Origin of the sequence: Saccharothrix variisporea (assembly GCF_003634995.1) — a bacterium.
Classification (GTDB): Bacteria; Actinomycetota; Actinomycetes; order Mycobacteriales; family Pseudonocardiaceae; genus Actinosynnema; species Actinosynnema variisporeum.
Window position 1 is genome coordinate 1,371,671 of sequence record NZ_RBXR01000001.1, and the last position, 26,683, is coordinate 1,398,353.

At 71.9% G+C, this 26,683-nt stretch carries 20 protein-coding genes; 12 read left to right on the plus strand and 8 right to left on the minus strand.

Going from position 1 to position 26,683, the window contains the following annotated elements; genetic code table 11:
* Positions 1–69 precede the first annotated feature (69 nt).
* The 5 genes from DFJ66_RS05985 to DFJ66_RS06005 all read left to right on the plus strand — a co-directional run bounded on the left by DFJ66_RS05985 (position 70) and on the right by DFJ66_RS06005 (position 7,030).
* Positions 70–996 (plus strand): ABC transporter permease, encoded by a 927-nt coding sequence (locus tag DFJ66_RS05985; RefSeq protein WP_170199154.1) that lies wholly within the window; start codon positions 70–72, stop codon positions 994–996.
* A complete protein-coding gene (locus DFJ66_RS05990) occupies positions 996–1,991 on the plus strand; it encodes an ABC transporter permease (protein WP_121218718.1) in 996 nt (331 codons plus the stop codon). The genes DFJ66_RS05985 and DFJ66_RS05990 overlap by 1 nt, the downstream gene beginning before the upstream one ends.
* Before the next feature lie 24 nt (positions 1,992–2,015).
* The gene (locus tag DFJ66_RS05995; protein ID WP_121218720.1) at positions 2,016–3,686 is read left to right on the plus strand and encodes an ABC transporter substrate-binding protein; all 1,671 of its coding nucleotides are present in this window, start codon (positions 2,016–2,018) and stop codon (positions 3,684–3,686) included.
* Positions 3,683–5,305 carry an ABC transporter ATP-binding protein gene (locus DFJ66_RS06000; RefSeq protein ID WP_121218722.1) on the plus strand — a complete coding sequence of 541 codons (1,623 nt, stop codon included), beginning with the start codon at positions 3,683–3,685 and terminating at the stop codon, positions 5,303–5,305. The genes DFJ66_RS05995 and DFJ66_RS06000 overlap by 4 nt, the downstream gene beginning before the upstream one ends.
* A 1,308-nt stretch (positions 5,306–6,613) precedes the next feature.
* Positions 6,614–7,030, plus strand: a complete 417-nt coding sequence (locus tag DFJ66_RS06005; protein WP_246029599.1) for a DinB family protein — start codon at positions 6,614–6,616, stop codon at positions 7,028–7,030.
* Between the two features lie 10 nt (positions 7,031–7,040).
* On the opposite strand, the gene DFJ66_RS44900 is transcribed toward DFJ66_RS06005, so the two are convergent.
* Positions 7,041–8,708 carry a hypothetical protein gene (locus DFJ66_RS44900; protein WP_211351002.1) on the minus strand — a complete coding sequence of 556 codons (1,668 nt, stop codon included), beginning with the start codon at positions 8,706–8,708 and terminating at the stop codon, positions 7,041–7,043.
* A gap of 180 nt (positions 8,709–8,888) precedes the next feature.
* On the opposite strand from DFJ66_RS44900, the gene DFJ66_RS06020 reads away from it, so the two are divergent.
* On the plus strand, positions 8,889–10,085 hold the full coding sequence (locus DFJ66_RS06020) for an MFS transporter (protein ID WP_121218725.1): 1,197 nt from the start codon (positions 8,889–8,891) through the stop codon (positions 10,083–10,085).
* On the opposite strand, the gene DFJ66_RS06025 is transcribed toward DFJ66_RS06020, so the two are convergent.
* Positions 10,082–12,844, minus strand: a complete 2,763-nt coding sequence (locus DFJ66_RS06025; protein ID WP_121218727.1) for a DUF4082 domain-containing protein — start codon at positions 12,842–12,844, stop codon at positions 10,082–10,084. The two genes, DFJ66_RS06020 and DFJ66_RS06025, sit on opposite strands and share 4 nt — an antisense overlap.
* A 390-nt stretch (positions 12,845–13,234) precedes the next feature.
* Between DFJ66_RS06025 and DFJ66_RS06030 the strand changes: the two genes are divergently transcribed.
* Entirely contained in the window at positions 13,235–16,282 is a 3,048-nt protein-coding gene (locus tag DFJ66_RS06030; RefSeq protein ID WP_121218729.1) for a discoidin domain-containing protein, read from the plus strand.
* 24 nt (positions 16,283–16,306) lie between these two features.
* Positions 16,307–17,164, plus strand: a complete 858-nt coding sequence (locus DFJ66_RS06035; RefSeq protein ID WP_246029600.1) for a class I SAM-dependent methyltransferase — start codon at positions 16,307–16,309, stop codon at positions 17,162–17,164.
* Here the strand turns inward: DFJ66_RS06035 and DFJ66_RS06040 are convergent.
* Both DFJ66_RS06040 and DFJ66_RS06045 read right to left on the minus strand, forming a co-directional pair.
* Positions 17,110–17,607, minus strand: a complete 498-nt coding sequence (locus tag DFJ66_RS06040) for a GNAT family N-acetyltransferase (protein WP_121218733.1) — start codon at positions 17,605–17,607, stop codon at positions 17,110–17,112. The genes DFJ66_RS06035 and DFJ66_RS06040 overlap by 55 nt on opposite strands.
* Positions 17,608–17,617: 10 nt before the next feature.
* A complete protein-coding gene (locus DFJ66_RS06045) occupies positions 17,618–18,034 on the minus strand; it encodes a DUF3995 domain-containing protein (RefSeq protein WP_170199155.1) in 417 nt (138 codons plus the stop codon).
* A 120-nt stretch (positions 18,035–18,154) separates the two neighbouring features.
* Between DFJ66_RS06045 and DFJ66_RS06050 the strand changes: the two genes are divergently transcribed.
* Both DFJ66_RS06050 and DFJ66_RS06055 read left to right on the plus strand, forming a co-directional pair.
* Positions 18,155–19,180 (plus strand): LLM class flavin-dependent oxidoreductase, encoded by a 1,026-nt coding sequence (locus DFJ66_RS06050; RefSeq protein ID WP_121218737.1) that lies wholly within the window; start codon positions 18,155–18,157, stop codon positions 19,178–19,180.
* 77 nt (positions 19,181–19,257) lie between these two features.
* A complete protein-coding gene (locus DFJ66_RS06055; RefSeq protein WP_121218739.1) occupies positions 19,258–21,642 on the plus strand; it encodes an ATP-binding cassette domain-containing protein in 2,385 nt (794 codons plus the stop codon).
* Here DFJ66_RS06055 and DFJ66_RS06060 read toward each other — a convergent pair.
* Positions 21,627–22,196 (minus strand): TetR/AcrR family transcriptional regulator, encoded by a 570-nt coding sequence (locus DFJ66_RS06060; RefSeq protein WP_246029601.1) that lies wholly within the window; start codon positions 22,194–22,196, stop codon positions 21,627–21,629. The genes DFJ66_RS06055 and DFJ66_RS06060 overlap by 16 nt on opposite strands.
* 92 nt (positions 22,197–22,288) lie before the next feature.
* Here DFJ66_RS06060 and DFJ66_RS06065 point away from each other — a divergent pair, with 92 nt between their 5' ends.
* Together DFJ66_RS06065 and DFJ66_RS06070 are read left to right on the plus strand one after the other, a co-directional pair.
* The gene (locus DFJ66_RS06065) at positions 22,289–22,789 is read left to right on the plus strand and encodes a DoxX family protein (RefSeq protein WP_121218743.1); all 501 of its coding nucleotides are present in this window, start codon (positions 22,289–22,291) and stop codon (positions 22,787–22,789) included.
* A gap of 46 nt (positions 22,790–22,835) precedes the next feature.
* On the plus strand, positions 22,836–23,867 hold the full coding sequence (locus tag DFJ66_RS06070) for a medium chain dehydrogenase/reductase family protein (protein WP_121218745.1): 1,032 nt from the start codon (positions 22,836–22,838) through the stop codon (positions 23,865–23,867).
* Here the strand turns inward: DFJ66_RS06070 and DFJ66_RS06075 are convergent.
* The 3 genes from DFJ66_RS06075 to DFJ66_RS06085 form a co-directional block, all read right to left on the minus strand.
* Positions 23,848–24,357 carry an SMI1/KNR4 family protein gene (locus DFJ66_RS06075; RefSeq protein WP_121218747.1) on the minus strand — a complete coding sequence of 170 codons (510 nt, stop codon included), beginning with the start codon at positions 24,355–24,357 and terminating at the stop codon, positions 23,848–23,850. The two genes, DFJ66_RS06070 and DFJ66_RS06075, sit on opposite strands and share 20 nt — an antisense overlap.
* A 183-nt stretch (positions 24,358–24,540) precedes the next feature.
* Positions 24,541–25,386: an NAD(P)-dependent oxidoreductase gene (locus DFJ66_RS06080; protein ID WP_121218749.1), complete on the minus strand. Its 846-nt coding sequence runs from the start codon at positions 25,384–25,386 to the stop codon at positions 24,541–24,543.
* A 103-nt stretch (positions 25,387–25,489) separates the two neighbouring features.
* Entirely contained in the window at positions 25,490–26,596 is a 1,107-nt protein-coding gene (locus tag DFJ66_RS06085) for a class II histone deacetylase (RefSeq protein WP_121218751.1), read from the minus strand.
* Between the last annotated feature and the right edge of the window lie 87 nt (positions 26,597–26,683).

Genomic DNA, 26,683 nt, shown 5'->3' on the forward strand with positions numbered 1-26,683 from the left:
AGCTGGTCCGCGCCAATTCTCCACCTCCTAGGGTGATCGGCGTTCCGCCCCACCCGAGGTCAGGTGTTCGTGTCCGTTTCCTTCTCCCCCAACACATCGCGGTCGCTGTGGTCGGCCATCCGGTCGGTGCTGCGGCACGACCGGTGGGCGCTGGCGGGCGCGGTGACGATCGTGCTGTTGGCGGTGCTGGCCATCGGTGCCGACCTGTGGACCGCGATCGAGGGCCAGGACCCCTACGCCTACCGCTCCGAAGCGCTGGACAAGGACACCGGCGGGCCCGCGGGCGTGCTGGGCGGGGTGAGCGCGGACCACTGGTTCGGCGTCGAGCCGCTCACCGGCCGGGACCTGTTCGCCGTCGTGGCGCACGGCGCGCGCACGTCCTTCCTGATCGGGCTCGCCGCCACGGCGCTGTCGGTGCTGGTCGGCGTGGTGCTGGGCGCGGCGGCCGGGTACCTCGGCGGGGTGCTGGACCGGGTGGTGACGTGGACCGCGGACGTGCTGCTCGGGTTCCCCTACCTGGTGTTCATGATCGCGCTGGCCGCCGTCGTGCCGCCGGGGATCCCCCGGCCCGTGCTGCTGATCGTGGTGATCGGGTTCTTCGGCTGGCCGTCGATCGCGCGGATCGTCCGCTCGCAGACGTTGACGTTGCGCGCCAGGGGTTTCGTGTCCGCCGCCCGCTCGCTGGGCGCGGGACCGGTGCACGTGTTCCGCCACGAGCTGCTGCCCAACCTGTGGGGGCCGATCATCGTGGTGGCCACGCTGTCCATCCCGGGCAAGATCGGCCTCGAGGCGGCGCTGTCGTTCCTGGGGCTGGGCATCCCGCCGCCGACGCCGAGCTGGGGCCGCACCATCAGCCTCGCCATCGACTGGGTGGGCTCGGACCCGATGTTCCTGGTGTTCCCCGGTACCGCGTTGTTCCTGGCCACCTGGGCGTTCAACGTCCTGGGCGACGGGCTGCGCGACGCGCTCGACCCGCGGACGGCGGTGCGGTCCTGATGCGCACCGCGAAGTTCGTCGGCGTGCGCCTGGCCGGGGCCGTGGTCGTGCTGTTCCTGGTGGCGCTGAGCACCTACGCCGTGTTCTACCTGGTGCCCGCCGACCCCGCGCTCCAGGCGTGCGGAAGGCCGTGCACCGAGCAGAACCTGGCGCTGGCACGGGAGTTCATGGGCTTCGGCGACCCGTGGTACCAGCAGTTCCTGGACTTCGCCGGCGGCATCGTCACCGGTCGCACGTTCGGCTCCGGGCCGACCGCGATCACCTGCGACGCGCCCTGCTTCGGCTACTCGTTCCAGCAGAACACCGACGTCATCACGCTCATCGGCGAACGGTTGCCGGTGACGTTCTCGCTCGCCATCGGCGCGGCCGTGCTGTGGCTGGCGACCGGGGTCGGCGCGGGTGTGCTGGCGGCGGTGCGGCGCGGCACGGGGTGGGACCGGGCGGCGCTGGCAGCGTCGGTGGCGGGCGTGTCCGCGCCGGTGTACCTGGTCGGGCTGCTGGGCATCCTGCTGTTCGGCTTCACCCTCGACGTGGTGCCGGTCGGCGGGTACGTCGAGTTCACCACCAGCCCCGTCGACTGGGCGTGGCGGCTGGTCCTGCCGTGGTCGGTGCTGGCCTTCTCGCACGCCGCCGTCTACACGCGCCTGACCCGCGCCCAGATGCTCGACACGTTGAACGAGGACTACATCCGCACCGCGCGGTCGAAGGGCCTGACCGAGCGCAAGGTGGTCGGGAAACACGCGCTGCGCAACGTGCTGCTGCCCGTCGTCACCGTCTTCGGCGTGGACCTGGGCAGCCTGCTGGGCGGCGCGGTGATCACCGAGCGCGTGTTCGGCCTGCCCGGCCTGGGCGCGCTGCTTATCGACGCGGTCGGCCAGCGCGATTTGCCGCTGCTGCTGGGCTGCACGCTCTTCGCCGCCTTCCTCATCGTCACGGCCAACGTCGTGGTGGACCTCTGCTACGGCGCGCTCGACCCCCGAGCCCGCCTGTCTTAAGAAACCACTGGGAGAGAACCGAAAATGACCAGACGCCGCTTGGCCGTCGCGGTACTGACCAGCGCGCTGGCCCTGTCCGCGTGCGGCGCCAACGACAAGCCGCAGACCACCGCTGACACCGCCGCCACCCGCGGTGGCACGCTGCGCATCCTGTCCGACGGGCAGACGGTGAACTTCGACCCCGCCAAGAGCTCCAACCTGGCGATCACGTCGTTGGCGCTGGTGCACCGCAGGCTCACCGCGTGGCACAACAAGCCGGGCGAGCAGGCCAAGGTCGTGCCCGACCTCGCCGACACCGGCAAGACCAGCGACGGCGGCAAGACGTGGACGTTCACCCTCCAGGAGGGCCTGAAGTTCAGCGACGGCACGCCCATCACGTCCGCGGACGTCAAGTGGGGCATCCAGCGGTCCTTCGCGCCCGCGTTCTCCGGCGGTCTGGGCTACCACAAGCAGCTCATCGAGGGCGGTGACACCTACCGCGGCCCGTTCGAGGGCGCGGAGCTGAAGGGCATCGAGACCCCGGACGAGCGCACGATCAAGTTCACCCTGGTCCGCCCGTACGGCGACTGGCCGTGGGTGGCCAGCACGCCGGCGTTCGCGCCGGTGCCGAAGGGGAAGGGCGCCGAGGCCGACTACGCCGAGCACCCGGTGGCGTCCGGCCCGTACCAGCTCGCCGAGTACCAGAAGGGCGTGAAGGTCCGGCTGACCCGCAACCCGAACTGGGACCAGGTCAAGGACCAGGTGCGCGCGGCACTGCCGGACGAGGTCGTGTGGCAGCTCGGCCAGGACGCCTCGGTCATCTCGCAGCGCCTGGTCGCGGACGCCGGCGACGACAAGACGGCGTTCGGCTCGTCGTTCGTGTCGGCGGCGCAGTTGGCGCAGCTGGCCAACAACGCCTCCGCCAAGGAACGGGTCGTCACGTCGAAGTCCGGCGCGTTGGCGTACTTGGCGTTGAACACCGAGAAGGCGCCGCTGAACAACCCGAAGGTGCGCGAGGCGTTCCAGTACGCGGTGGACAAGGCGGCGTTCCAGATCGCGTCGGCGGGCACACCCGCGCTGGCCGGTGACGTGGCCACGACCCTGATCACCGAGGGCATCGCCGGCCGCGAGAAGTTCGACCTGTACCCGGCGCAGCCCTCCGGTGACCCGGAGAAGGCGAAGAAGTTGTTGGCCGAGGCCGGTTTCCCCGGTGGACTGTCCGGTTTGGACTTCGTGGTGTCCAAGTCCAACAACGGCGCCGAGAAGGCGCAGGCCATCCAGGCGGGTCTGGCGCGTGCGGGCATCCAGACCACCATCCGCACCCTCGACGGCGACGCCTACACCGAGGAGACCAGCGGTTCGGCGACGGCCGCGTTCGACCTGACGCTGGCGTCCTGGCAGCCGGACTTCCCCAGCGCCAACGCCAACATCCAGCCGCTGTTCCAGTCCACGGAGATCGGCGGCGGCGGGTACAACCTGTCCCGCTACCGCAACGCCGAGGTCGACCGGTTGATCGGCGAGGCGCAGGCCACCGTCGACCCGGCCGAGGCGGGGAAGAAGTGGGCGGCGCTGGACAGGAAGATCCTGCAGGACTCGCCCGTGGTGCCGTTGATCTACACGCGCAACTCGTTCCTGCGCGGGTCCAAGGTGGCCAACCTGTTCATCGCGGACTTCCCCGCCTACCCGAACTACCTCCAGGTCGGTCTGTCGAAGTGAGCGAGCCCCTGCTGGCGCTGCACGACGTGACGGTCGAGTTCGCCGGCCGCCCGGTGGTCAGGGACGTGACGCTGTCCCTGGCCGCCGGGGAGGTGCTGGCGGTCGTCGGCGAGTCCGGGTCGGGCAAGACCGTGACCGCGATGTCGTTGCTGCGGTTGCTGCCGGACAACGCGGTCATCTCGGGCAGCGCCGTGCTTGATGGTCGGGACCTGTACCGGATGAGCGCGGCCGAGCTGCGGGCGGTGCGCGGTGGCCGGGTGGGGGTGGTGTTCCAGGAGCCGATGAGCGCGTTGAACCCTGTGTTCACCATCGGCGACCAGTTGGTGGAGGCCATCCGCGCCCACCGTCCGTGGAGCCGTTCCCGCGCCCGTGCTCGGGCCGTCGAGCTGTTGGCTCTGGTGGGGTTGTCCTCGCCGGAGCAGCGACTGCGGGCGTATCCGCACGAGCTGTCCGGCGGGCAGTTGCAGCGCGTGGTGATCGCCATGGCGGTGGCGTGCGAGCCGGCCCTGCTGATCGCCGACGAGCCGACCACGGCGTTGGACGTGACCGTGCAGGCGGAGATCATCGACCTGCTGCGGGATCTGCGGGACCGGTTGGAGGTGGCTGTCCTGTTGATCACGCACGACATGGGTGTGGTGGCGTCCCTGGCGGATCGGGTGGCGGTGATGAAGGACGGCGAGGTCGTGGAACAGGGTGCCGTCGAACCGCTCTTTGCGTCGCCGCAGCACCCTTACACCCGGGAGTTGCTGTCGGCTGTCGTTTCGCTCAGCGACGGTGTTGCCGGAGCCGTTCCCCCTGCTCGTTCCGATGCCGCTCTGGTCCTGGACGACTTGACCGTGGTGTACGGGGGTCGCTTCGGGCTGCCTGGTGTGCGGGCTGTGGACGGGGTGAGCCTGCGGGTGGCGGCCGGCGAGGTGCTGGGGTTGGTCGGCGAGTCCGGGTCGGGCAAGAGCACCATCGCGTCGGTGGTCACGGGGTTGCGTTCCCCGACGTCCGGCACCGTGACCGTGGCGGGCCAGGACCTGACCCGTCTGTCACGTCGTGCCAGGCGGGCCGTGCAGGGCCGGGTGGGTGTCGTCTTCCAGGACCCGACGTCGTCGCTGAACCCGAGGTCCACCGTGGGGCGCACCATCGCCGAGCCGTTCTTGCTGCACCCACAGGACGTCGACGTCTCCGCCCGGGTCGCGGAACTGCTGGACTTGGTCCACCTGCCGGCGTCAACCCGCGACCGTTATCCGCACGAGCTGTCCGGCGGCCAGCGGCAACGGGTGGGGATCGCACGGGCTCTGGCCCTGAACCCGGCGCTCTTGATCGCCGACGAGCCGACCAGTGCCTTGGACGTGTCGGTGCAGGCGCGGATCCTCTCGCTTTTGCGCGGGTTGCAGGAGGAGTTGGGGTTCGCATGCTTGTTCATCAGCCACGACCTGGCGGTGGTCCAACGCCTCGCGGACCGGGTGGCGGTGCTGAAGGACGGCCGGTTGGTGGAAGAGGGCCCGGCGCAGTCGGTGCTCTCACGTCCGCAACACCCGTACACCCAACGCCTGCTAGCGGCCGCGCCGGTAGCCGACCCAGCCGTCCAACGAGCCCGTGACAGGGCTAGGCAAGCCCTAGCCACCTGATTTGTCCACACCCACTCCCACCACACCCCCACCCCGCAGCTTGTTGTGGTAGACGTGTCACGACCAACAAACCAGCAGCTCACCCCACCCCTATCCGCCGCCGACCCCACCGCCGCCAAAGATCACCCCTTCGAGTGACGTCATTCCAAGCCCCTTTTCCCCGACTCGCGCGTCCCGGTAGATGAGGAACGGTGCGGCCGGCCGGCAACCTCGACCCCGCCCCAGCAGCCGACGCCGTCCCAGCAGCCGACGTCACAGGGGCAGGGCAGGCAGAAGCGCCTCAGGTGCCGTCGTGGTCGCGGCGCCGCCGTGGTCGCCGTGCCGCCGTGATCGCGGCGCCGCCGTGATCGCGGCGCCGCCGTGATCGCGGTGCCGCCGAGGACGCGGTGCCGCCGTGATCGCGGTGCCATCGAGTGGTCGCGTGGATCCCGGGGCCGGTTCGGCGGGCGACCGGGATCCACGCGACCTGGGCGGGGACGGGTCCGGGCTCGGCGCCGCCTGACGGTGTGGTCGCCGTCCACACGGGACCCTCATCCCGCCACCCGGCTCGGGCGAGCGGCACGACCCTGCGCGGAGACCCTGTTCTCCGCACGACGCCGTCGCCGGACGGGCCGGGTTCGTCGAGGAGCGACAGCGGTGTCGCGGCCAACTCCCGCAACGGTAGGCAGCCCACCCGCCGTCGTTCAACGCCGTCCAGTGCATGAAACCCCTTGACGCCCACCGGCATGGCCGGCACCCGGCGAGACGAAACCGCCTACACGCCTGGGCTTGCGGCGCGGCCAGGCCGGTGTGGTCGAGCCAGCGGCGCGACGGGCGGGGCTGGGCTGGCGAGGGCTGGGCTGGCGGCGCGGTTGGGCTGGCGGCAGGGCTGGGCTGGCGGCACGGCTGGGCCAGCGGCGCGACGGGCGGGGCTGGGCTGGCGGGCCCGGGCCGGCAGCGCGGCTCGGCCGGCAGCGCGGCTCGGCCGGCAGCGGGGCTGGGCTGGGCTGGCAGCGCGACCAGGTGCGCGGCGCAGTGGGCCGGCGGCGCGGGAGGCGACTGCCGGGGCGGGAGGTGGAGGCGTGGCGTGGTTGGGGCGGGCGGGGATGGCAGGGGGTGAGGTGGGTGGGGTGGGGGTGAGGGCTGTGGGGTGGGGGCTGCGAGGATCGGTTTGTGGGTGACGGGACTGGGGTTGGGAGTGGTGTGCGGCGGCGGCGGGCGGAGGTGTTTGTTGGTGGGGTGGTTGATGGGAGGGCTGCCGGGCCTGCTACCGGGGGTGAGCTGGCGGTGTTGCGGGCGGTGCTTGGTGATCAGCGGGCCACGCTTGTCTTGAAGTGCACCGGGCTGGACGACCACCAACTGGCGTTGCGGGCGGTGGAGCCTTCGACGTTGTCGTTGCTGGGGCTTGTGCGGCATCTGGCGGATGTCGAGCGGCGGTGGTTTCGGCGGGTGTTGGGGCGGGAGGAGGTGGCGTTCCGGTTCAGCAACGCGGACGATCCGGACGGGGACTTCGACGGCGCTCGGCCCGAGGTGGTGGACGAGGCCTGGGCGGCGTGGCGGGAGGAGGTGGCGTTTGCCGAAGGGTTTGTGCGGGACGCGCCCGGACTCGACGTCCAAGGGCACGACGACTGGCGGGGCACGGTGTCGTTGCGCTGGGTGTTGGTGCACATGATCGAGGAGTACGCGCGGCACAACGGGCACGCCGATCTGCTGCGTGAGCGGATCGACGGGAAGGTGGGGTTGTGAGGAGGGTGCCTCAGTCGCGGACCAGCCGGGGCGTGGGGCCGAAGGTCAGGGACAGGTGCAGCGGGTGCACGCCCCAGTGGTCCATCGCGTACAGCGCCAGCAGGCCGCCGGCCTCGATCGTCTCCGGGGACGCGGGTGAGGTCATCGACGGGTTCCCCTGCCACACCGGCACCTCCGGACCCGGCACCGGAGCCGTCTGCACCACCGAGATCCGCTGACCCTCGAACTCCTGCACCACCATCAGCACGTAGGGCTCGCTCAGCACGTCCGTGTTGACCGCCCGCTCGACGGCCACGTACTCGCCGCGCTCGGCCGCCGCCGCGTTGACCCGCCCGACCCAGCGGAACGCCTCGGTCAACGTCTCCGCGGTCAACGCCTCGTGCGCCTCCTGCCCACCCACGGGCTCCAGCCGCACGACGTCCGCCGCGACCCCGCCGTCGTCACCGCGGAACCGCGAGAACAACGTCAGCGTCCCGGACTCCCGGTCCAACCCCACCACGTCACGGAAACGGTTCTCCGCCAACGGGGTCCGCGCGAGCACCCCGTGCGCCAACCGACCGAGCACCTCGCCGGGGTCGGTCATCCGCCAGAACGTGCACTCGCCGTCGATCCACAGCGGCAGGTAACCGGCCATCGGGATACCGGGGACGACCGTGGTGATCGTCGACCCGACCGCCGGGGCCGGCTTGGCGAACACCGTCGTGACCGATTGGTCCGCGGTCGGCACGGGTGTCGCCGGGCGCGCGTCGGGGCCGGAGGGCGCGAACCCGGGCGGGGCTTCCTTGATCAGCACGGTCGGTGACTCGGCGGGGCGGCTGCTGATCACCCGGGTGGGGCCTTCGGACGACCGGGCCGTGGGCGCTTCCGACGCCGACACGAGACGGGTTGGCGATTCGGCCCCCGGAGGGACGGAAGAGGGGGCGGGCGAGGCGGAGGCGCCCGCCGGAGGGGCGGCGGGGGTGCCGGCGGGTGGAGCGGGGGTGGAGCCGGCCGACGGGGCGGACGGTGGGGCGGGGGTGGAGCCGGCCGACGGGGCGGACGGTGGGGCGGGGGTGGAGCCGGCCGACGGGGCGGACGGCGGGGCGGGTGGAGCCGGGTGGAAGGGCGGTAGGGCGGCGAAGCGCGGGTCCACCTGGGCCGTGCGGATGATGTGGTGTGCCCACGCCCGGACCCGGGTCAGCGGGTGGTCGGGGAACTCCGGGTCCCACCTCGGGTCGTCGCCCGCGTGGAACGGCAGCCGGCCCTGCAGCTGCGGCGCGTACGGGTGCGGCTGGACCCACCGGTCGAACCCGACCCGCGCCATCAGCACGGCCTCGCGCGCACCCGTCATGCCCCGCTCGGCCGCCTGGAGCTTCAGCACCGCGCTGCACGTCGCCCGCGGCACCGTCAGGGACGCGATGAACGCCTGCCCGGTCGGCTGGCCCGGCAGCGGCACCTTCACCACCTGGAACACCGCGGGCACCCCGCCCAGCGGCACGACGTGCGCCTCGATCAGGCAGCCGACCTCGGCGGTGGTCACGGCCAGGTCGTGCCGCAGCTTCGCCACGTCCTCCAGCGGCGCGGGCAGGTCGGGCACCAGGTCGAAGTACGTCAGGCTCACCTGGTCACCGGTCGCCGGGTGGAACCAGGTGCTCGGGTCGTGCTGCCGGAAGCCTGTCGTGTCGAATGCGATGGGCACCCGCAAACCCTATTGGTCTTCCCCGCTCCAGGCGTGGATTCCCGGCCACGACGTTGTGAGCGGATGCACGTCGAGACCCCCTCGACCAGCCGTTAAGATAGTTTCATTAGCTAACCATCACTGGCTAACCACCCGGTCGCGGTCAGCGTGGACGCGGACAGCTGACAGGAGCGCAACCGCATGACGGTCACGGCTACGCCGGCCGCCCCGCCCAAGGGCGTCACCGCCGCGATGGGCGCGCTGGCGCTCGGCGGGTTCGGCATCGGCACCACCGAGTTCGCCACGATGGGCCTGCTGCCGCAGGTGGCGCAGACCTTCGACATCTCCATCCCCACGGCGGGCCACGCCATCAGCCTGTACGCGCTCGGCGTGGTCGTCGGCGCACCGCTCATCGCCGGGCTGGCCGCACGCCTGCCGCGCAAGGGCCTGCTCATCGGGCTCACCCTCGCCCTGGCCGCGGGCAACGGCCTGTCGGCGGTCGCGCCGTCGAGCGGGGCGCTCATGGCGGCCCGGTTCCTGGCGGGCCTGCCGCACGGCGCCTACTTCGGCATCGCCGCCGTGGTGGCCGCCGCTCTCGTGCCGCCGGAGCGGCGCGGCACCGCCGTCGCCCGCGTGATGGTCGGTTTGACCTTGGCGAACCTGGTCGGCGTCCCCCTGGCCACCGCCGCCGGCCAGCAGATCGGGTGGCGGGCCGCGTACGCGGCGGTGGCGGTGATCGCCGCCGTCACCGCGGTGGCGCTCGCCCTGTGGCTTCCGCACATGCCTGCGTCACATGATGCGACCATTCGGGGCGAGCTGTGCGCGTTCCGCCGTCCCCAGGTGTGGTTTGCACTGGTCACGGGCATGATCGGGTTCGGCGGGATGTTCGCCGTCTACTCGTACATCTCCCCCGTCACCACGGAGGTCGCGGGTCTGTCCGAAGCGGCCGTGCCGTGGATGCTCGCCGCGTTCGGCCTCGGCATGACGCTGGGCGCGACCCTCGGCGGCCGGTTCGTGGACCGTTCGGTGACCGGTTCGGTGTTCGGCTCCCTCGTGGCGGTGACGGCGGTCCTGGCCCTGTTCGGCCTGACCGCGCAGTGGCCGGTGACGGCCTTTGGGACGGTGTTGCTGCTCGGCTTCGTGTCCCAGGTGCTGGCGTCGGCGTTGCAGGTGCGGTTGATGGACGCGTCCCCCGACGCCCCGTCGCTGGCGTCCTCCTCCAACCACTCGGCGCTGAACGTGGCCAACGGCGCGGGCGCGTGGCTGGGCGGCCTGGCGATCGCGTGGGGCTGGGGCTACACGTCCACCGCGTGGGTCGGTGTGGTGTTGAGCTTGGCCGGGCTGGCGGTGGCGGGCGTGTCCGTCCTGGTGGCAAAGGCACCGCGAGCAGAGCGCTAAGAAGTCGCCGTGGTGGTGAACGACCAGTTGAGTTCCGGCGCGGGGTTGCCCGTCTCGTCGGCTGCCCGGACGTGGACGGTGTGTCTCGTGCCGGGAGCCAGCGGGGTCGTCGGGGTCCAGGTGACGGTGTGGCCGTCCTGGGTGCGGGTCACCGTGCCGGTGATGGGCGCGCCGCCGGAGTCTTGGACGGTGAACGCGGTGGCCGTGACGTCGATGGGCTCGTCGTAGGTGGCGGTCAGCGGGCTGTTCAGGTCCACCTCGAGAGCGTCCGCCAGCGGCGTGTGGCCCAGAGGAGCAGGCGGCGTTTGGTCGCCGCTGAACGTGTAGGTCACGTCCACCCAGTAGTTGTTGCCTTGGTGGGCCGTGGTGGGGAAGCCGCCACCTGCCGCGTAAACGCCGTTCGGGGTGTCCCACGCGTTCCGGGGAGCGGTGAGGGGCGGCGACGAGACGTCCACGGACTGGAAGTAGTTGTGGTTCACCGCGAAGTGACCGTTGGGGGCGGTGTAGGAGGCCACGTACGACGTGCCCGCGCGGACCGGGACCGGCGTGGAGAACAGCAAGGTTTGCCAGCCCGAAGCGGTTTCACCGACAAAGGTGCCGGTGGCTAGCGGAGTGCCGGTGATGGTCCACAAGGTGCCCGTGTGCGTACCGGTGTTGTCGGTGCCCTTGTAGAAGCGCACGCCGGTCACATGGCCGTTGTAGGTGACCTTGAAGCGCACACCCAGCTCATAAGAACCGTTGTCCGGAGCCGAAGTGATCGTGGGGACGGTCGCCCCGCTGAACAAGGAGCACGGGCACACCGGCGTCGGGTCGGTGGTCAACGACCAGACCGCGGGGGTGGACGCGTTGCCGTTCAGGTCGGCGACGATGGCCGTGGCGGTGTAGCGGGTGCCCGGGGACAGAGGCGCCTCCGGTTGCCACGTCACGGTTCTCTGGTCGTCGGACAGGCTGGTGGTGCCGTGCAGGGTGGCGCCCGCCGGGTCGGTGAGCCACACCCGCGGTGATGCCGGGTCGATGGTTTCGGAGTAGGTGACGGACACCGTGCCGGACAGCGGAACAACCTCGGGGGTGTGGGATTCCACGACAGGGGCGGTGGTGTCGCCGTTGAGACCACTGCGGTAGACCACGTCCACCCAGTAGTTCGAGCGGTTGTAGCTGTCGCTCGGGAAGCCGCCGCCGTAGTGGTACACGCCGTTGGGGCCATCGGTGCCGCTCGACAACGCACGGACCGGGCCGTAGCCGGCCTCCGCCGCGAAGAAGTCGGGGCTGACCGAGTACCGGCCGCGCGGCGCGAAGTACGACACGACGTAGGTGGTGTTCGCTTGAACGCTGACCGGGTTCAGGAAGGTCAAGGTCTGCCAACCGGTTGTCGTCTCGTCGGTGAACGTGCCGGACGCCAGCAGCAGACCGTTGGCCGACCAGAGCGAACCGGTGTGGGTGCCGGTGTTGCCGGGGCCCTTGTAGAAGCGGACGCCCAGCACCTCGCCACGGCCGGCGAACCTGACCTTGGCGCCCAGTTCCACCGGGGCGGTGTCCAGGGTGGCGGGTTCGGCGGGCCGGGCGAAGTCGGCCCAGACCGTGCAGGGGCACGCGCTCGCGCGCGGCGAACCCGTGGTGAACACCCAGTTGTGCGGGGCGGACTGGTTGCCGGACGCGTCACGGGCGCGCGCGGTGGCCGTGTAGGTGGTCGCCGGGGCCAAAGCGCTCGACGGCGTGAAGCGCACGATGGTGCCCGTGACGGACGTGGTGCCCGGGACCTGGCCGTTCGGGCCGGTCACCGCCAGGGCCGCCGACGCCGGGTCGACCACCTCGTCGTAGGTCGCGGTGATCGCCGACGTGAGGGGGACGCTGCCGGTGCCGGCGGACGGGTCGGTCGTGGCCGGCTCGGGCGCGCGGGTGTCGGCGCCGGGTTCGGGCGCCCACACGACGTCCACCCAGTAGTTGGCGTGCTGCCCGCCCTGGCTGGGGAAGCCCGGACCGGACCGGAACACGCCGTTGACGCCCTCCACGCCGCTGCGCAGGCCGGTCAGCGGCTCCAGGTGCCGCGCGGAGTCGGTGAAGTAGCCGGTGTCGGCGGAGAAGTGGCCGGTGGGCGACAGGTAGGACACGACGTGGGTGGTGTTCCCGGCGACCGCGACCGGCTGCGCGAACAGCAGGGTCTGCCAGCCCGCCGAGGTCTCGTCGTGGAACGTGCCGGTCGCGAGCAGCTCACCGGACGCCGTCCACAGGCTGCCGGTGTGGGTGCCGGTGTTGCCGGGACCCTTGTAGAAGCGCACGCCGCGCACGTAGCCGTCGGATGCCGCCTGCCACCGCACCCCCAACTCCAGGGCCGCGCCATCGGACAGGTCTTCGACGCGCGGCCGGTCGTCGTCCGTCCACAGGCCGCAAGGGCACTCGCGGGGAGCGACCTGAGCAGTGGCCGAGGCCGTGGCGACGGCTCCGCCCTGGTCGTAGGCGCGGACGCGCAGCTCGGCCGGGCCGGAGGAGGTCGGGGTGAACGCGTGCCGCCACGTGCCCGCCTCCACCGCCGCCGACTGCCAGCGCGCACCGCCGTCCGTGGAGACCTCGACGCTGACCGCCTCGGGCGCGGTCCCGCCGAAGGAGTACCGCGCCCCGACCACCGCGCCGGGCACGTCGGTGAACTCCACGGAGAGGGCCTCGGCGGCGGCGAGCGGCGGGCGCCACGCCGTCAGCAAGGCGAGGACGAGCAGCACCGGTAGCACCGCGGCCGCGCGTCGGGCCGCACCGGACAACGCCATGGTTCCCGCCTTCCACCGGGCCGGGGGACTCCCCCCGACGCTCCACGCCGCCCATCGGCCGCCACCCCGGTGCCGTTACCACTCTGTCCAGCTAAAACCGTTGCCGTGCAACGGGTTGCGCCATCCGCCCGCACCCACACGTCCCAGCGCGCCCTCACCCGTCCGGCCCCACCGCGACGCCGCACGGGTGAGGCGCGGCCGGGATCCACCCTGGTCGCCGCACGACACACCGCCCGACGCGGAAAACCACGAATTGCGGTAACCGGGCAGGCGGTCCGGAACAGTGCGACGGACGCTCGGAAACCGGTTCCCCACGACCTTGACGGTGGCCGGCGCGCGGCGGTTCGCTGGGTGAGAGCGCTCTCCCACCCTGCCACCACTGGAGTCGCCATGCCGCCCGCGCGCCCGAGAACACTCCTGACCGCCCTGCTCGCCGCCCTGCTGCTCTCCACCCTGCTCACCGCCACGGGCGCGCAAGGCCAGGCGGAAGTGCTGCTCTCCCAAGGGAAACCCACCACCGCGTCCTCCGTGGAAAACGCCGGCACCCCCGCCTCGGCGGCCACGGACGGCGACCCAGGCACGCGGTGGTCCAGCGCGTTCAGCGACCCGCAGTGGCTCCAGGTCGACCTCGGCACGCCCGCGGTGCTCAGCCGCGTGACCCTCCAGTGGGAGAACGCGTACGCCACCGCGTTCCGGATCGAGACCTCGCCGGACGCCACCACGTGGACGACGATCCACACCACCACCAACGGCACTGGCGGCACGCAAGACCTCGCCGTGTCGGGCACCGGCCGGTACGTGCGCCTGGTGGGCACCACCCGCGCCACCGGCTGGGGCTACTCGCTCTGGGAGTTCCGCGTCTACGGCACCTCCGCCCCGGCCACCGGCACCCCGATCTCCCAGTACCAGCAGGTCACGGCGTCGTCGTGGGAGGGCGGCAACGCACCCGCCGCCGCGCTGGACGGCCGCGCCACCACCCGCTGGTCCAGCCAGTTCGCCGACAACCAGTGGCTGCGCGTGGACTTCGGCGGGGTGGCGACGGTCCGCGAGGTGCTGCTGGTGTGGGAGGGCGCTTACGCGTCGGCGTACCGGATCGAACTGTCCAGCGACGGCACCACCTGGTCCACCGCCTACAGCACCACCACGGGCAAGGGCGGCACCGAGCGCCTGACCGTCCAGGGCACCGGCCGCTACCTGCGCCTCTTCGGCGTCACCCGGGCCACCGGGTACGGGATCTCGTTGTGGGAGCTGCAAGTCTTCGGCACGGTCGACACCTCGGCCACCACTCCCCCGCTGCTGTCCCCGCCGACCAAGGCCCCGGCGAACACCGGCCGGTTCGCGCTCAACTCCCCCGCCGACAACGCCATGGTCACCTCCACCCGACGCCCGGCGTTCTCGTGGACGGCGGTGTCCGGCGCGACCCGGTACCAACTGTGGCTGAACCTCAGCCGGACCGACTACGACTTCACCGCGTCCGGCAACCTGCTCGACCTCTACACGAAGGTCGCCGAGACCACCGGCACCACTTACACACCCACATGGGACATTTCCGACCGTTGGACCTACAAGTGGTTCGTGGTCGCCGTAGACGCATCAAGCGCCACTCAAGCGTCCGCGATCCGCACGTTCAGTCTGTACCTGCCCACGCTCTCGACGGTCAGCGACGGCACCAGGATCGTCAACGGCAGCCGTGACCTGAACAAGAACGGCACCATCGAGCCGTACGAGGACTGGCGGCGGCCGGTCGAGACTCGGGTGGAAGACCTGCTCGGGCGCATGACGGCCGAGGAGAAGGCCTTCCAGCTGTTCTACAACGCGCAGGCCTTCCCGCAGTCGGGCTGGCACTTCGGCCCCGCCGAGGCGCAGGACCTGCACAACGCGCTGCTGGCGTCCTCCGGCACCCGGCTGGGCATCCCGTTCGTGTCCGCGGGCGACACGATCGCGGGGTACAAGACCACCTACCCGTTGCAGAGCGCGTTGGCGGCGGCCAAGAACTACCCGCTGGACTACAAGCTCGGCGACATGCAGCGCCGCGAACAACTGGAGGTCGGGACGCGCGGGGTGCTCGGGCCGTTGGCCGAGGTGGGCACGAAGGTGATCTACCCACGCATCCAGGAGGGCAACGGCGAGAACGCCGACGTGGCCGCCGCGCAGGTGCGGGCGCTGGTCGCCGGGTTGCAGGGCGGGCCGGAGCTGAACCCGGCGTCCGTGCTGGCCACGGTGAAGCACTGGCCGGGCGAGGGCGCGGGCGGTGAGGCGCTGATCGTGTTCGACGAGGTGACGATCAAGTACCACCTGCTGCCGTTCCGGGCGGCGATGGAGGCCGGCGCGGTCAACATCATGCCCGGGTACGCGGGCAGCTCGCTGCTGGACCCGGGCGGTCCGGGCGCCGGCGACAGTGCGAAGATCCTGGCCTACCTGCGGCAGAACCTCGGGTACACCGGGCTGATCACCACCGACTGGCTGCCGTCCGGGTCGTGGGTCGGGGCCGCCAACGCCGGGTCGGACGTGATGGGCGGGGCGGACCCCGGCGCGGCCGGGTTCTCGTTGGCGCAGTTCACCGCCGCCGTGCCGGCCGCGCGGATCGACGAGGCGGTCCGGCGGGTGCTGCGGTTGAAGTTCAAGCTGGGGATCTTCGAGAACCCGTACGGAGACCCGGTGAACGGGCCGTACCGGTTCCACAAGCCGGAGTACGCGGCGCTGGCGAACCAGGCGTCACGCGAGTCGTTGACGGTGCTGAAGAACAACGGCGTGCTGCCCGTGCGGCTCAACGCCGGGGACAACATCGTGGTCACCGGTCCGCGCGCCGCCGACACCGCCGCGTGTTGCATCTGGACCAGCTTCTTCCACCAGGAGTACGGGTCGCAGACCGTGCTGGACGCGATCCGGACGCGGGCGGCGCGGGCCGGGGTGAACGTCTACCAGGACTCCGGGCCGGCGCCGAAGCTCGCGGTGGTGGCGGTCGGCGAGGCGTCCTACACGCACGCGACGAACTGGCCGAAGGAGCAGCCCTACCTGCCGGCCGACCAGGTGGCGTTGATCCGGAACTTCCAGCAGCAAGGGATTCCGGTGGTGGTCGTGCTGGTGCTGCCGCGGCCGTACGTGATCACCGAGTGGCACGACCTGGCCAGTGCGGTCGTGGTGACCTACCGGGGTGGCGAGGAGATGGGGCCGGCGACCGCCGGGTTGCTGTTCGGGGACTTCGCGCCGCGCGGGAAGCTGCCCTGGCAGCTGCCGCGGGCGGTGTCGGACGTGCTGCGGCCGGGCGGGACGGACGTGCCGGCGGACGCGGTCGAGCAGTGGGACCTGCCCTACGACCTGGGTGCCACCGCGACGCAGCGAGCGGAGATCCGGGCGCACATCGACGCGGGGCGGCCGGTGCCGACCGGGTACGGCAACCCCCTCTACCCGTACGGGGCGGGGCTCACCGGCTGGTGACGCCGGCGTGTCAAGCTGGGTGGCGTGACGATCATCGACGCGTTGCGGGCGTTGACCGAAGGGGAACGCGAGCGGGCGGCCGAGCTCGCCGCCGGCAGTCGCGGGGAGGTGGGACGGGCGTTGGCGACCTATCTGACCAGTGAGGCCGATGGGAGCGTCTACGACCGTCCCGCCGCCTTCACCGCGTTCATCGACGGCGGCGGGAACGTGGGGCTCTACCAGGCGGTCGCGCGGGGGCTGGCGGGGTTGTACGACGCCGAGCGGCCCGGGACGTTGCTGGACGTCGGGTGCGGCGACGGACGGGCGTTGGTGCCGTCGCTGGAGAAGGCCCGGCACCGGCCTCGGCGCGTCACGCTGGTGGAGCCCTCGGCCGCGTTGCTGGCGGGGGCGGTGGAACGGCTCCGGGACGTCGAAGGGGTCACGGTGGACGCCCGGAACGTCCGGGTGGAGGAGTTCCTGCGCGAGGCCGCGCAGAGGATCGACCTGGTGCAGTCGACGTTCGCGTTGCACGCGTTGCCGCACGACGAGCGGGACGCGGCGCTGGCCGCGCTGGCGTCCCGGGTCGGGAAGCTGGCGCTGGTGGAGTTCGACGTGCCCGACCTGGACGGGGACGAGCGGCTGGCGTTCCTGGCCGAGACCTACGAGCGCGGGCTGGCCGAGTACGGCGCGGACCGGGACCTGGTGGCGCAGGGGTTCCTGATGCCGGTGCTGACCGGACAGCTGCTGCCGGGCGCGAAGCGGTCCACGTGGGAGCAGCCGGCCACGGCGTGGGCGGCGCAGCTGCGGCGGGCCGGGTTCACCGACGTCCGGCTGGAGCCGCTGTTCGACTACTGGTCCTCGCCCGCGTTCCTGCTGACCGCCTCGGGCAGCCGCTTGACGTAGCGGTGGGCGGGCACGGCGATGCCGCCGGGCGCCTGGTGGACGAACGGACCGGAGTCGGTCCAGCCGTGGCGCTCGTAGAACCGACGGGCACGGGTGTTGCCGGCGACCACGGCCAGCCACGCGGTGTCGTGGTGGGCGGCGACCCTCCGCTCCGCCTCGGCCAGCAGCACGTCCGCCACGCCGGCGCCCCGGTGGTCGGCGGACACGTACACCTGCTCGACCTCGTCCCCCTCGACCATGACGAAGCCGGCCACCTCACCGTCCACGACCGCCACGGCGGTCCGTGCGACCAGGTCCGCGGCGCGCTGCGCGAACGACTCCGGCGTGCGCGCCCGGACCAGCTCGTCGGGCACGTGACCCAGGTGCCCGTCCGCCCACCCCGAGTGCCAGACGCGGGCGACCGCGGGCACGTCGGCGACCGTCGCGGGCCTGATCTCCACCATGCGGCCGACCCTAGCCGCCGAACGCGACCAGCGCGGTCGCCGCGGCCAGGATCAGGCACAGCGGCGAGTACACGCGGACGTCGAGGCGGGCGAACCCGGTGTCCTTGCGCGTCGACACGGCCAGCCCGCCCGCGCCGCGCAGCAGCATCACCGCCGCGACGCCGGCCGTCCCGACGACCGGTACCCACTCCGGACCGGGCACGCCCACGACGTCCGCCCGCCCGGCCACCAGGTACGCGGCGAGCCCGAGCGCGACCGCCACGGCGGCGGTCAGGGGCCGGGACGGCAGCCGTTCCACCGGCACGTCCACCACCAGGCGGGCGAACTCCTCGCGCGTGCGCAGCGGCCACGGCGAGAACATCCACACCACGTGCAAGATCCCGATCGCGGCCAACACCAACGCCGTGACCAGCGCCAACATCGTCATCAGACACCTCCATACGCCACCGTACGGCGACCGGACCATACGGTAGCGCACGGTTTCTGAGAGCCGTCTTAGCTGAACTCTCAACTATCCGGTGATAGACTTTTTCGCGTGTCACACAGCATGCAGCTCGGGGTCTACAGCTTCGCCGACCGCCACCCTGACCCGACCACCGGCGAGCAGGTGTCCGTCGCCGACGCGCTGGCCCAGCAGCTGGAGCGGATCAAGCTCGCCGACGAGCTGGGCCTGGGCTTCTACGGCCTGGGCGAGCACCACCTCGAGCAGTACGCCATCTCCAACCCCGGCACGGTCCTCGCCGCCGCCGCGAGCGTGACCACGAACATCACGCTCAGCAGCGCGGTCACCGTGCTCAGCACCGAGGACCCGGTGCGGGTCTACCAGCAGTTCACCACCCTGGACCAGCTCAGCCGGGGCCGCGCCGAACTGCTGGCCGGGCGCGGGTCGTTCACCGAGTCCTTCCCGCTGTTCGGCGCGGACCTCGAGGACTACGACGAGCTGTTCGAGGAGAAGCTGGCCCTGCTGATCCGGCTGGACCGGGAGAACCCGATCACCTGGTCGGGACGCTTCCGCGCGCCGCTGAAGGACGCCCACGTCTTCCCCCGCCCCTACGGCGACCACCTCCGCATCTCGGTCGGCACCGGCGGCAACCCGGAGTCCTCCATCCGGGCCGGACTGCTGGGCCTGCCCGTGGTCTACGCGATCATCGGCGGGCAGCCGGAGCGGTTCGCGCCGCTGGTGGACCTGTACCGGCGCGCGGGCGAGGCCGGCGGGCAGACCGGGCTGGAGGTGACCATGAGCGCGATCGGGCTGATCTCGCGCCGCTCCCAGGACGCGAAGGACTCCTTCTACCCGTACTGGCTGGAGACCATGAAGTACGGCGCCCGCGCCCGCGGCTGGACCGTGCCCTCACGCGCCGAGTACGACGCCTGGACCGCCGACGCGAACTCGATCTTCGCGGGCAGCCCGCAGGAGGTCGCCGAGCGGCTGATCTCCGTGGGCCGGCTGGTCGGCGCGGACCGGTACGCGATGCAGATGGACTGGTCGGGCGTGCCGCACAAGCTGGTCATGGAGTCCATCGAGCTGCTGGGCACCGAGGTGCTGCCCCTGGTCCGAGCGGAGCTCGGCTGACCGGTCAGGATTCGAGAAGCGTCCCCATCTGCGCATATATAGCCTTGCTCCCGCGAGCTTGAGCAGATGGGGAGACGATGACCAGGTCCAAGGGGAAGAGCACGCCGGCACAGCACCCGGCCGACAGCCACGAGATGATCCGCGTGCACGGCGCACGCGTGAACAACCTCAAGGACGTCAGCTTGGAGATCCCCAAGCGGCGGCTGACCGTGTTCACCGGCGTCTCCGGCTCGGGCAAGTCGTCCCTGGTGTTCGACACGATCGCGGCCGAGTCCCAGCGGCTGATCAACGAGACCTACAGCACCTTCGTGCAGGGGTTCATGCCGACGCTGGCGCGGCCAGACGTGGACGTCCTCGACGGACTGACCACCGCGATCATCGTCGACCAGCAGCGGCTGGGCGCGGACCCGCGGTCCACCGTGGGCACCGCCACGGACGCCAACGCGATGCTGCGCATCCTGTTCAGCCGCCTGGGCAAGCCGCACATCGGTGGGCCGGGCGCGTTCTCGTTCAACGTCCCCTCGGTGAAGGCCAGCGGCGCGATCACGGTCGAGCGCGGCGGCAAGACCAAGGCCGAGAAGGCGACCTTCGAGCGGTTGGGCGGCATGTGCCCGCGCTGCGAGGGCGTCGGCTCGGTCACCGACTTCGACCTCACCGCGCTCTACGACGACACCAAGTCGCTCAACGAGGGCGCGCTGACCATCCCCGGCTACAGCATGGACGGCTGGTTCGGCCGGATCTTCCGCGGCAGCGGCTTCTTCGACCCCGACAAGCCCATCCGCAAGTACAACAAGCGCGAACTGCACGACCTGCTCTACAAGGACCCCACGAAGATCAAGGTCGACGGGATCAACCTGACCTACGAGGGCCTGATCCCGAAGATTCAGAAGTCCATGCTGAGCAAGGACAAGGAGGCGATGCAGCCGCACATCCGCGCGTTCGTGGACCGGGCGATCACCTTCGCCACCTGCCCCGACTGCGACGGCACTAGGCTGAGCGCCGAGGCGCGGAAGTCGAAGATCAAGGGGATCAACATCGCGCAGGCGTGCGCCATGCAGATCACCGACCTCGCCGAGTGGGTCAGCGGCTTGTCGGAGCCGTCGGTCGCGCCGCTGCTGACCGCGTTGCGGCACACGCTGGACTCGTTCGTCGAGATCGGACTGGGGTACCTGTCGCTGGACCGCCCGTCCGGGACGCTGTCGGGCGGCGAGGCGCAGCGCGTGAAGATGATCCGGCACCTCGGGTCGTCGCTGACCGACGTCACCTACGTCTTCGACGAGCCGACCATCGGCCTGCACCCGCACGACATCAAGCGCATGAACGACCTGCTCCTGCGGTTGCGGGACAAGGGCAACACCGTGCTGGTCGTGGAGCACAAGCCGGACGCCATCGCGATCGCCGACCACGTCGTGGACCTCGGGCCGGGCGCGGGCACGGGCGGCGGCACGGTGTGCTTCGAGGGCACCGTCGAGGGCCTGCGGGCCAGCGGCACGATCACCGGCCGGCACCTGGACGACCGGGCCAAGCTCAAGGCGCAGGTGCGCGAACCCTGCGGTGTGCTGGAGATCCGCGGCGCTTCCCGACACAACCTTCAGAACGTGGACGTCGACATCCCGCTGGGCGTGCTGGTCGTCGTGACCGGCGTGGCCGGGTCGGGCAAGAGCTCGCTGGTGCACGGGTCGATGCCCGCCGAGGGCGTGGTGTCGGTGGACCAGACCGCGATCCGCGGCTCGCGGCGCAGCAACCCCGCCACCTACACCGGGCTGCTGGAGCCGATCCGCAAGGCCTTCGCCAAGGCCAACGGCGTGAAGCCGGCCCTGTTCAGCGCCAACTCCGAGGGCGCGTGCCCGACCTGCAACGGCGCCGGCGTGACCTACACCGACCTGGGGATCATGGCCGGGGTCGCGGTGACGTGCGAGGAGTGCGAGGGCAAGCGGTTCCAGGCCTCGGTGCTCAAGTACCACCTCGGCGGGCGCGACATCAGCGAGGTGCTGGCCATGTCGGTGACCGAGGCGGAGGAGTTCTTCGGCCCCGGCGCCGACGCGCACACCCCCGCCGCGCACGCCGTCCTGCGGCGGCTGGCCGACGTCGGGCTCGGGTACCTGTCGCTGGGCCAGCCGCTGACCACGCTGTCCGGCGGCGAGCGGCAGCGGCTCAAGCTGGCCACGCACATGGCCGACAAGGGCGGGGTGTACGTGCTGGACGAGCCGACCACCGGCCTGCACCTGGCCGACGTCGAGCAGCTGCTGGGGTTGCTGGACCGGCTGGTGGACGCGGGCAAGTCGGTCATCGTCATCGAGCACCACCAGGCCGTGATGGCGCACGCGGACTGGATCATCGACCTCGGGCCGGGCGCGGGCCACGACGGCGGCAAGGTCGTCTTCGAGGGCACGCCCGCCGACCTGGTCGCCGCCCGCTCGACGCTGACCGGCCGGCACCTCGCCGACTACGTGGGGGCCTGACCCCTCTCGCGGAACAGGAAGCCGGCGACGGCCCGGGCCAGTTCCACCGGGTCGTCGCCGGGGCGTTCCAGCACGCCGGTGTTCCACAGGGTCGCGAAGCCGTGCACGATCGACCAGGCCGCGGCCGACGCCAACTCCGGGTCCGGCTGGTCGGTGACACCGTCCGCCAGCACCGCCCCCGCCCGCGAGCGCGCGGCCTCCACCGCCGGGTCGTCGGGGTGGTAGAGGTCGGGGCGGAACATCACCTCGAAGTGCGCCCGGTGCTCCACCGCGAAACGCACGTAGGCCGTGCCGACCTCCACGAAGTCGCCGCCGGCGGCCTTGGTCTCCTCCAGCCGCGCGGCCAGCAGCGCGAAGCCCTCGGCGGCCAGGGCGGTCAGCAAGCCTGCCTTGTCCTTGAAGTGGTGCACCGGCCCGGCGTGCGACACCCCCACCCGCCGGGCCAGGTCGCGCAGGCCGACGCCACCGGGGCCGTGCTCGGTGATCGCGTCGACGGCGGCGTCGAGGACGGCTCGGCGCAGGTCGCCGTGGTGGTACGGGCGGTCCGTGGTCACGTCCGGCAGCCTAGCGGATCTAGACATTGACAAGTTCGCCTTCCTCCAGGCATCTTGTCACTGTCAAGTTCGTGATGCCGAAGGAGTCCGCCATGGCCCCGCTCGTGATCCTCGTCCTCGTCACCCTCGTCCTGGCCGGCCTGCGGGCGGTCGGGCTGACCCGGGTACCCGCCTGGCCGTTCGCCGTGCAGGGCGGTGTCGCGGCGATGTTCACCGCGACCGGCATGGCGCACTTCATCGGGATGAGGGAACAGCTGATCGCGATGGTGCCGCCGGCGATCCCCGCTCCCGAACTGGTGATCACCGTGACCGGGCTGCTGGAGCTCGCGGGGGCGGCGGGGGTGCTGTGGCACCGGACCGCGCCGTGGGCAGCGGCGGGGTTGACGGCGATGCTGGTGGGGATGTTCCCGGCCAACGTGTACGCGGCCATCAAGGGCATCTCGCCCGCTTTCGGCGACCAGTTGGTGCCGCGCACCCTCATGCAGCTCGTCTTCCTCGCCGCCACCGTGACGGTCCTGGCCCACCACCTCCGGGCCCGTCGCACGTCGACCGCACCCGCCACCCTTGACTCGCCGCAAAGTGTGAGTGTTTAATCAGTCATAGATTCAGTGATTGATTGACCACACACTTGGAGACCCGATGCGCGCCCTCGAAGTCGTCCTGCCCGGCACCGTCGAACCGGACGGGCTCGAACTGCGCCACCGCGACCTGCCCTCCCCCGCCGCCGGGCAGGTCGTGGTGCGGGTCGAGGCGAGCGGGGTGTCGTTCGCCGAGCAGCAGATGCGGCGCGGGAAGTACTACGACCAGCCGCCGTTCCCGTTCGTGCCCGGCTACGACCTGGTCGGCACCGTCGTCCGGACCGGGCCGGGCGCGGAGAGCCTGCTGGGCGGCCGGTTCGCCGCCCTGACCAAGACCGGCGGCTGGGCGGACCACGTGCTGCTCGACGCCGCCGACCTGGTCCCCGTGCCCGAGGGCGTCGACCCGGCGGAGGCGGAAGCGTTCGTGGTCAACGGGATCACCGCGTGGCGGATGCTGCACACCATCGCGCGAGTCCGAAAGGGACAGACGGTCCTGGTGCACGGCGCCAACGGCGGCGTCGGCTCGACCCTGGTCCAGCTCGCACGCCTGGCCGGGGCGACCGTCATCGGCACCGCCTCACCCCGCCACCACGACACCGTCCGCGCCCTGGGCGCGACCCCCGTCGACTACCGCACCCCCGACCTGCCCGCCCGCATCCGGGAACTCGCACCGGCCGGGGTGGACGCGGTGTTCGACCACGTGGGCGGCCCCGGCATCGTCGACTCCTACCGCCTGCTCGCCCCGCGCGGCACGCTGGTCGCCTACGGCACGGCGTCCACCCGGGACGAACCGGGGTCGTCGCGCCTGCCGGTGCTCAAGCTGTTCGCGCGGCTGGCCCTGTGGAACGCCCTGCCCAACGGCCACCGCGCCACGTTCTTCAACATCTGGGCGGGCAAGCGCCGCCGGACCGCCTTCCGCGCCGCCCTGCGCCGGGACCTCGGCGAGGTGTTCGCCCTGCTGGCCCAGGGGAAGCTGCGCGCGCAGGTCGCCGCCCGCGTCCCGCTCTCGGAGGTGGCTCGGGCGGTCACGCTCGCCGAGTCCGGCACGGTCGCCGGGAAGGTCGTGCTGGTGCCTAGCGACACCACGCGGTGACGGTGGACTCGAAGTCCGGGAACTCGGCGCGCGCTTCGGCCACCACGTCCGCACCGGACTGCCGGTGGTCGGCCGCGAACTTCTCCGCGATCTCCCGCAGTTCCTCGCTGGGCTCGCCGTCGAGGTCGGTGTGCTCGACGGCTTCCATCGGACCGACGCCGTCGGCCAGCAGCCACAGGAACGCGCTCAGGTCCCGCGCGACCACGCCCACCGCGCCCTCGGAGCCGAAGAAGACCACCGGCTGGTCGGTCAGCGGTGCGCCTTCGCGGACGGTCCAGAACATGGCCAGGCCGCCGGTGCCGTCCTGGCCGAAGACGCGGAACTCGGCCCCGTCGAGCTCCTGGTTGCCGGTCCACGCCCGGATCCAGGACGTGGTCTCCTCGGCGGAGGAGAACTCGGCGTAGGGCTCGAAGTCGATGCCGTCGTCGTAGTCGAAGGCGCACTCGGCCACGGCGGCGAGGGCGGGCGGGAACCGGCGATCTTCCGTCACGCGGCTCAGGTTAACCGCCCACCCGCCCGCTCCCCGCGATCAGGTGCCCAGCCCGGCCCGCCCGAACCCGGCCGGCCCACCCGAACCCGGCCGGCCCACCCGAACCCGGCCGGCCCGCCCGAACCTGGCCAGCCTGCCCGGACCCGGCCGGCTCGCCGAGCCGCGCGCCCGCCGGAGCCGCGGTCAGGTGTTGAAGGCGCGGACCACCGCGGCCATGTCCTCGGCGTCGCGGTGGTCGGCGGCCACGCGGTACTGCTCGTGCAGGGCGCGCATGAGCCGGTCGTCGGTGCCCGCCGCGCGCATCGCCTCCAGGATCAGGTCCGCGTCCTTCACCGCGCCGTCGATGCCGAACGACGGCGTGAACTCACCCGCGATCATCGCCCGGCCCTTGACCTGCGCGTACCCGCTGTCCGTCGGACCGCCCGCGATGGCGTCCAGGAACGCCTCCGGCGCGACCCCCAGCCCCCGCGTCAACGCCACGGCCTGCGCGGTGGCCGCCGTGATCGACAGCACCCACGAGTTGACCGCCAGCTTGAGCCGGTGACCGTCGCCGGGCCGCTCCCCCACCCACACCGTCCGCGACCCGATCGCCTCGAACACCGGCGCGAGCCGGTCCCGCACCGCCTCCGGGCCGGCGGCCAGCACGGTCAGCTTGCCCTCCTCGGCGGGCTTGCGCGTCCCCAGCACGGGCGCGTCCACGAACGGCGTGGACCCGGCCAGCTCGGCCAGCCGCGACGTGCCCTCCAGGCCCACCGTGCCCGACTGCACCCACACCACGTCGCCGGACAGGTCCAGCCCGCGCACCACCTCGGCCGTGGAGTCGGCGTCGAACAGCACGGTCAGCACGACGTCCGCGCCGGCCACCGCCTCGGCGGGTGTCTCGGCGACCCGTGCGCCGGCCTCGCCCAGCGGCGCGGCCTTGTCGGCGCTGCGGTTCCACACCGCCACGTCCAGACCCGCCCGCAGCAGGCTGCGCGCCATGCCCGCGCCCATGATGCCCGTACCAAGCACCGCAACAGACTTCGTCACCGTGGATCCCCAATCCCTTGTCCAGTAAGGACGAATCTGCCACCGGAAAGCCGGCCGCGCATCCCATCCGGCCGTCCGGGTGGTGATCATCACCGGAAAGGGATCACCCGATGTCGCCGACCAACTCCTCCGCCGCCGCGATCGCCGCCGACTGGTGGGGTTGCGCCTCCTGCTGCCCCTGGTTGTCGAAGTTCGCCGCGAACGGGTCCTCCAGCGGCTCCTCCACCCCGGCCAGCACCTCGATCACCGCGTGCGCGCAGAACGGCACGTACACCGGGTCGTAGCCGCCCTCGTGCGCGAACGCGATCCGCCCGCCGCACAGCTCCGCCGCCGCGTCCACGAGCATCCGCCCGATCTCCCGGTACCCGGAGGCGGTGACCATCATCCGCGCCAGCGGGTCCACGGCGTTCGCGTCGAAGCCGGCCGCCACCAGGATCAGCTCCGGCTGGAACCGGCGCAGCGCGGGCAGCACGACCCGCCGGAAGGCCTCCAGGTAGCCGCCGTTGCCGGTGCCCGGCGGCAGCGGCAGGTTCAGCGCGTAGCCGTGGCCCGCGCCCGTGCCGCGTTCGGTCACGTGCCCGGAGTCGGGTGGGAACACCCGGTCCTGGTGCACGGAGATGGTCAGCACGTCCGGGTCGTCCGCGAACGCGGCCTGGGTGCCGTTGCCGTGGTGGACGTCGATGTCCACCACCGCGATCCGCGCGACCCCGCGCGAGCGGCGCACCGCCTGGGCGGCGATGGCGATGTTGGCCAGCAGGCAGAACCCCATGCCGACGTCGGCCAGCGCGTGGTGGCCGGGCGGGCGGACCAGGGCGTAGGCGTTGTCCACCGCACCGTCCACGACCGCCTCCACCGCCCGCACCACGCCACCGGCCGCGAGCCGCGCGATGTCCAGCCCGCCGGGACCGAAAGGACTGCCGCCGTCGCCCGCGTCGCCGCCGGTGTCGTTGGCCGCGACCAGGCGGGCGAGGTGGCCGGGCGTGTGCACGGCCAGGATCTCCTCGTCGGTGGCCGGGCGCGGGGCCAGGCGGGTCAGGCGGTCGAGCAGGCCGCTGACCACGACCAGTTCGTGCACGCGCCGCTTGGCTTCGGCGTTCTCGAAGTGGCGGTGCGGCTGGAGACCCCGGCGGGGGTCGGCGGGCAGGAGGCCGGCGTGCGTCCCGGTGTCGTGCCAGCCGTAGAGCTCGTGGTAGACGTAACCCGTCGACATGCGGCGAATCCTGGTCGCGGTGTCGCGGCGGAGTCTTGTCCCGCAGCGCTCGGACGTTGACCGACCGCGAACGTGCGCTCCAGCCCA

Bases quoted from the DNA above. Each gene is read 5' to 3' on its own strand.
- DFJ66_RS06065 (WP_121218743.1), top strand. From the start codon at position 22,289: ATGGCCCCGCTCGTGATCCTCGTCCTCGTCACCCTCGTCCTGGCCGGC.
- DFJ66_RS06050 (WP_121218737.1), top strand. From the start codon at position 18,155: ATGCAGCTCGGGGTCTACAGCTTCGCCGACCGCCACCCTGACCCGACC.
- DFJ66_RS06025 (WP_121218727.1), bottom strand. From the start codon at position 12,844: ATGGCGTTGTCCGGTGCGGCCCGACGCGCGGCCGCGGTGCTACCGGTG.
- DFJ66_RS05995 (WP_121218720.1), top strand. From the start codon at position 2,016: ATGACCAGACGCCGCTTGGCCGTCGCGGTACTGACCAGCGCGCTGGCC.
- DFJ66_RS06070 (WP_121218745.1), top strand. From the start codon at position 22,836: ATGCGCGCCCTCGAAGTCGTCCTGCCCGGCACCGTCGAACCGGACGGG.
- DFJ66_RS06020 (WP_121218725.1), top strand. From the start codon at position 8,889: ATGACGGTCACGGCTACGCCGGCCGCCCCGCCCAAGGGCGTCACCGCC.
- DFJ66_RS06040 (WP_121218733.1), bottom strand. From the start codon at position 17,607: ATGGTGGAGATCAGGCCCGCGACGGTCGCCGACGTGCCCGCGGTCGCC.
- DFJ66_RS06045 (WP_170199155.1), bottom strand. From the start codon at position 18,034: ATGACGATGTTGGCGCTGGTCACGGCGTTGGTGTTGGCCGCGATCGGG.
- DFJ66_RS06030 (WP_121218729.1), top strand. From the start codon at position 13,235: ATGCCGCCCGCGCGCCCGAGAACACTCCTGACCGCCCTGCTCGCCGCC.
- DFJ66_RS05990 (WP_121218718.1), top strand. From the start codon at position 996: ATGCGCACCGCGAAGTTCGTCGGCGTGCGCCTGGCCGGGGCCGTGGTC.
- DFJ66_RS06085 (WP_121218751.1), bottom strand. From the start codon at position 26,596: ATGTCGACGGGTTACGTCTACCACGAGCTCTACGGCTGGCACGACACC.
- DFJ66_RS06055 (WP_121218739.1), top strand. From the start codon at position 19,258: ATGACCAGGTCCAAGGGGAAGAGCACGCCGGCACAGCACCCGGCCGAC.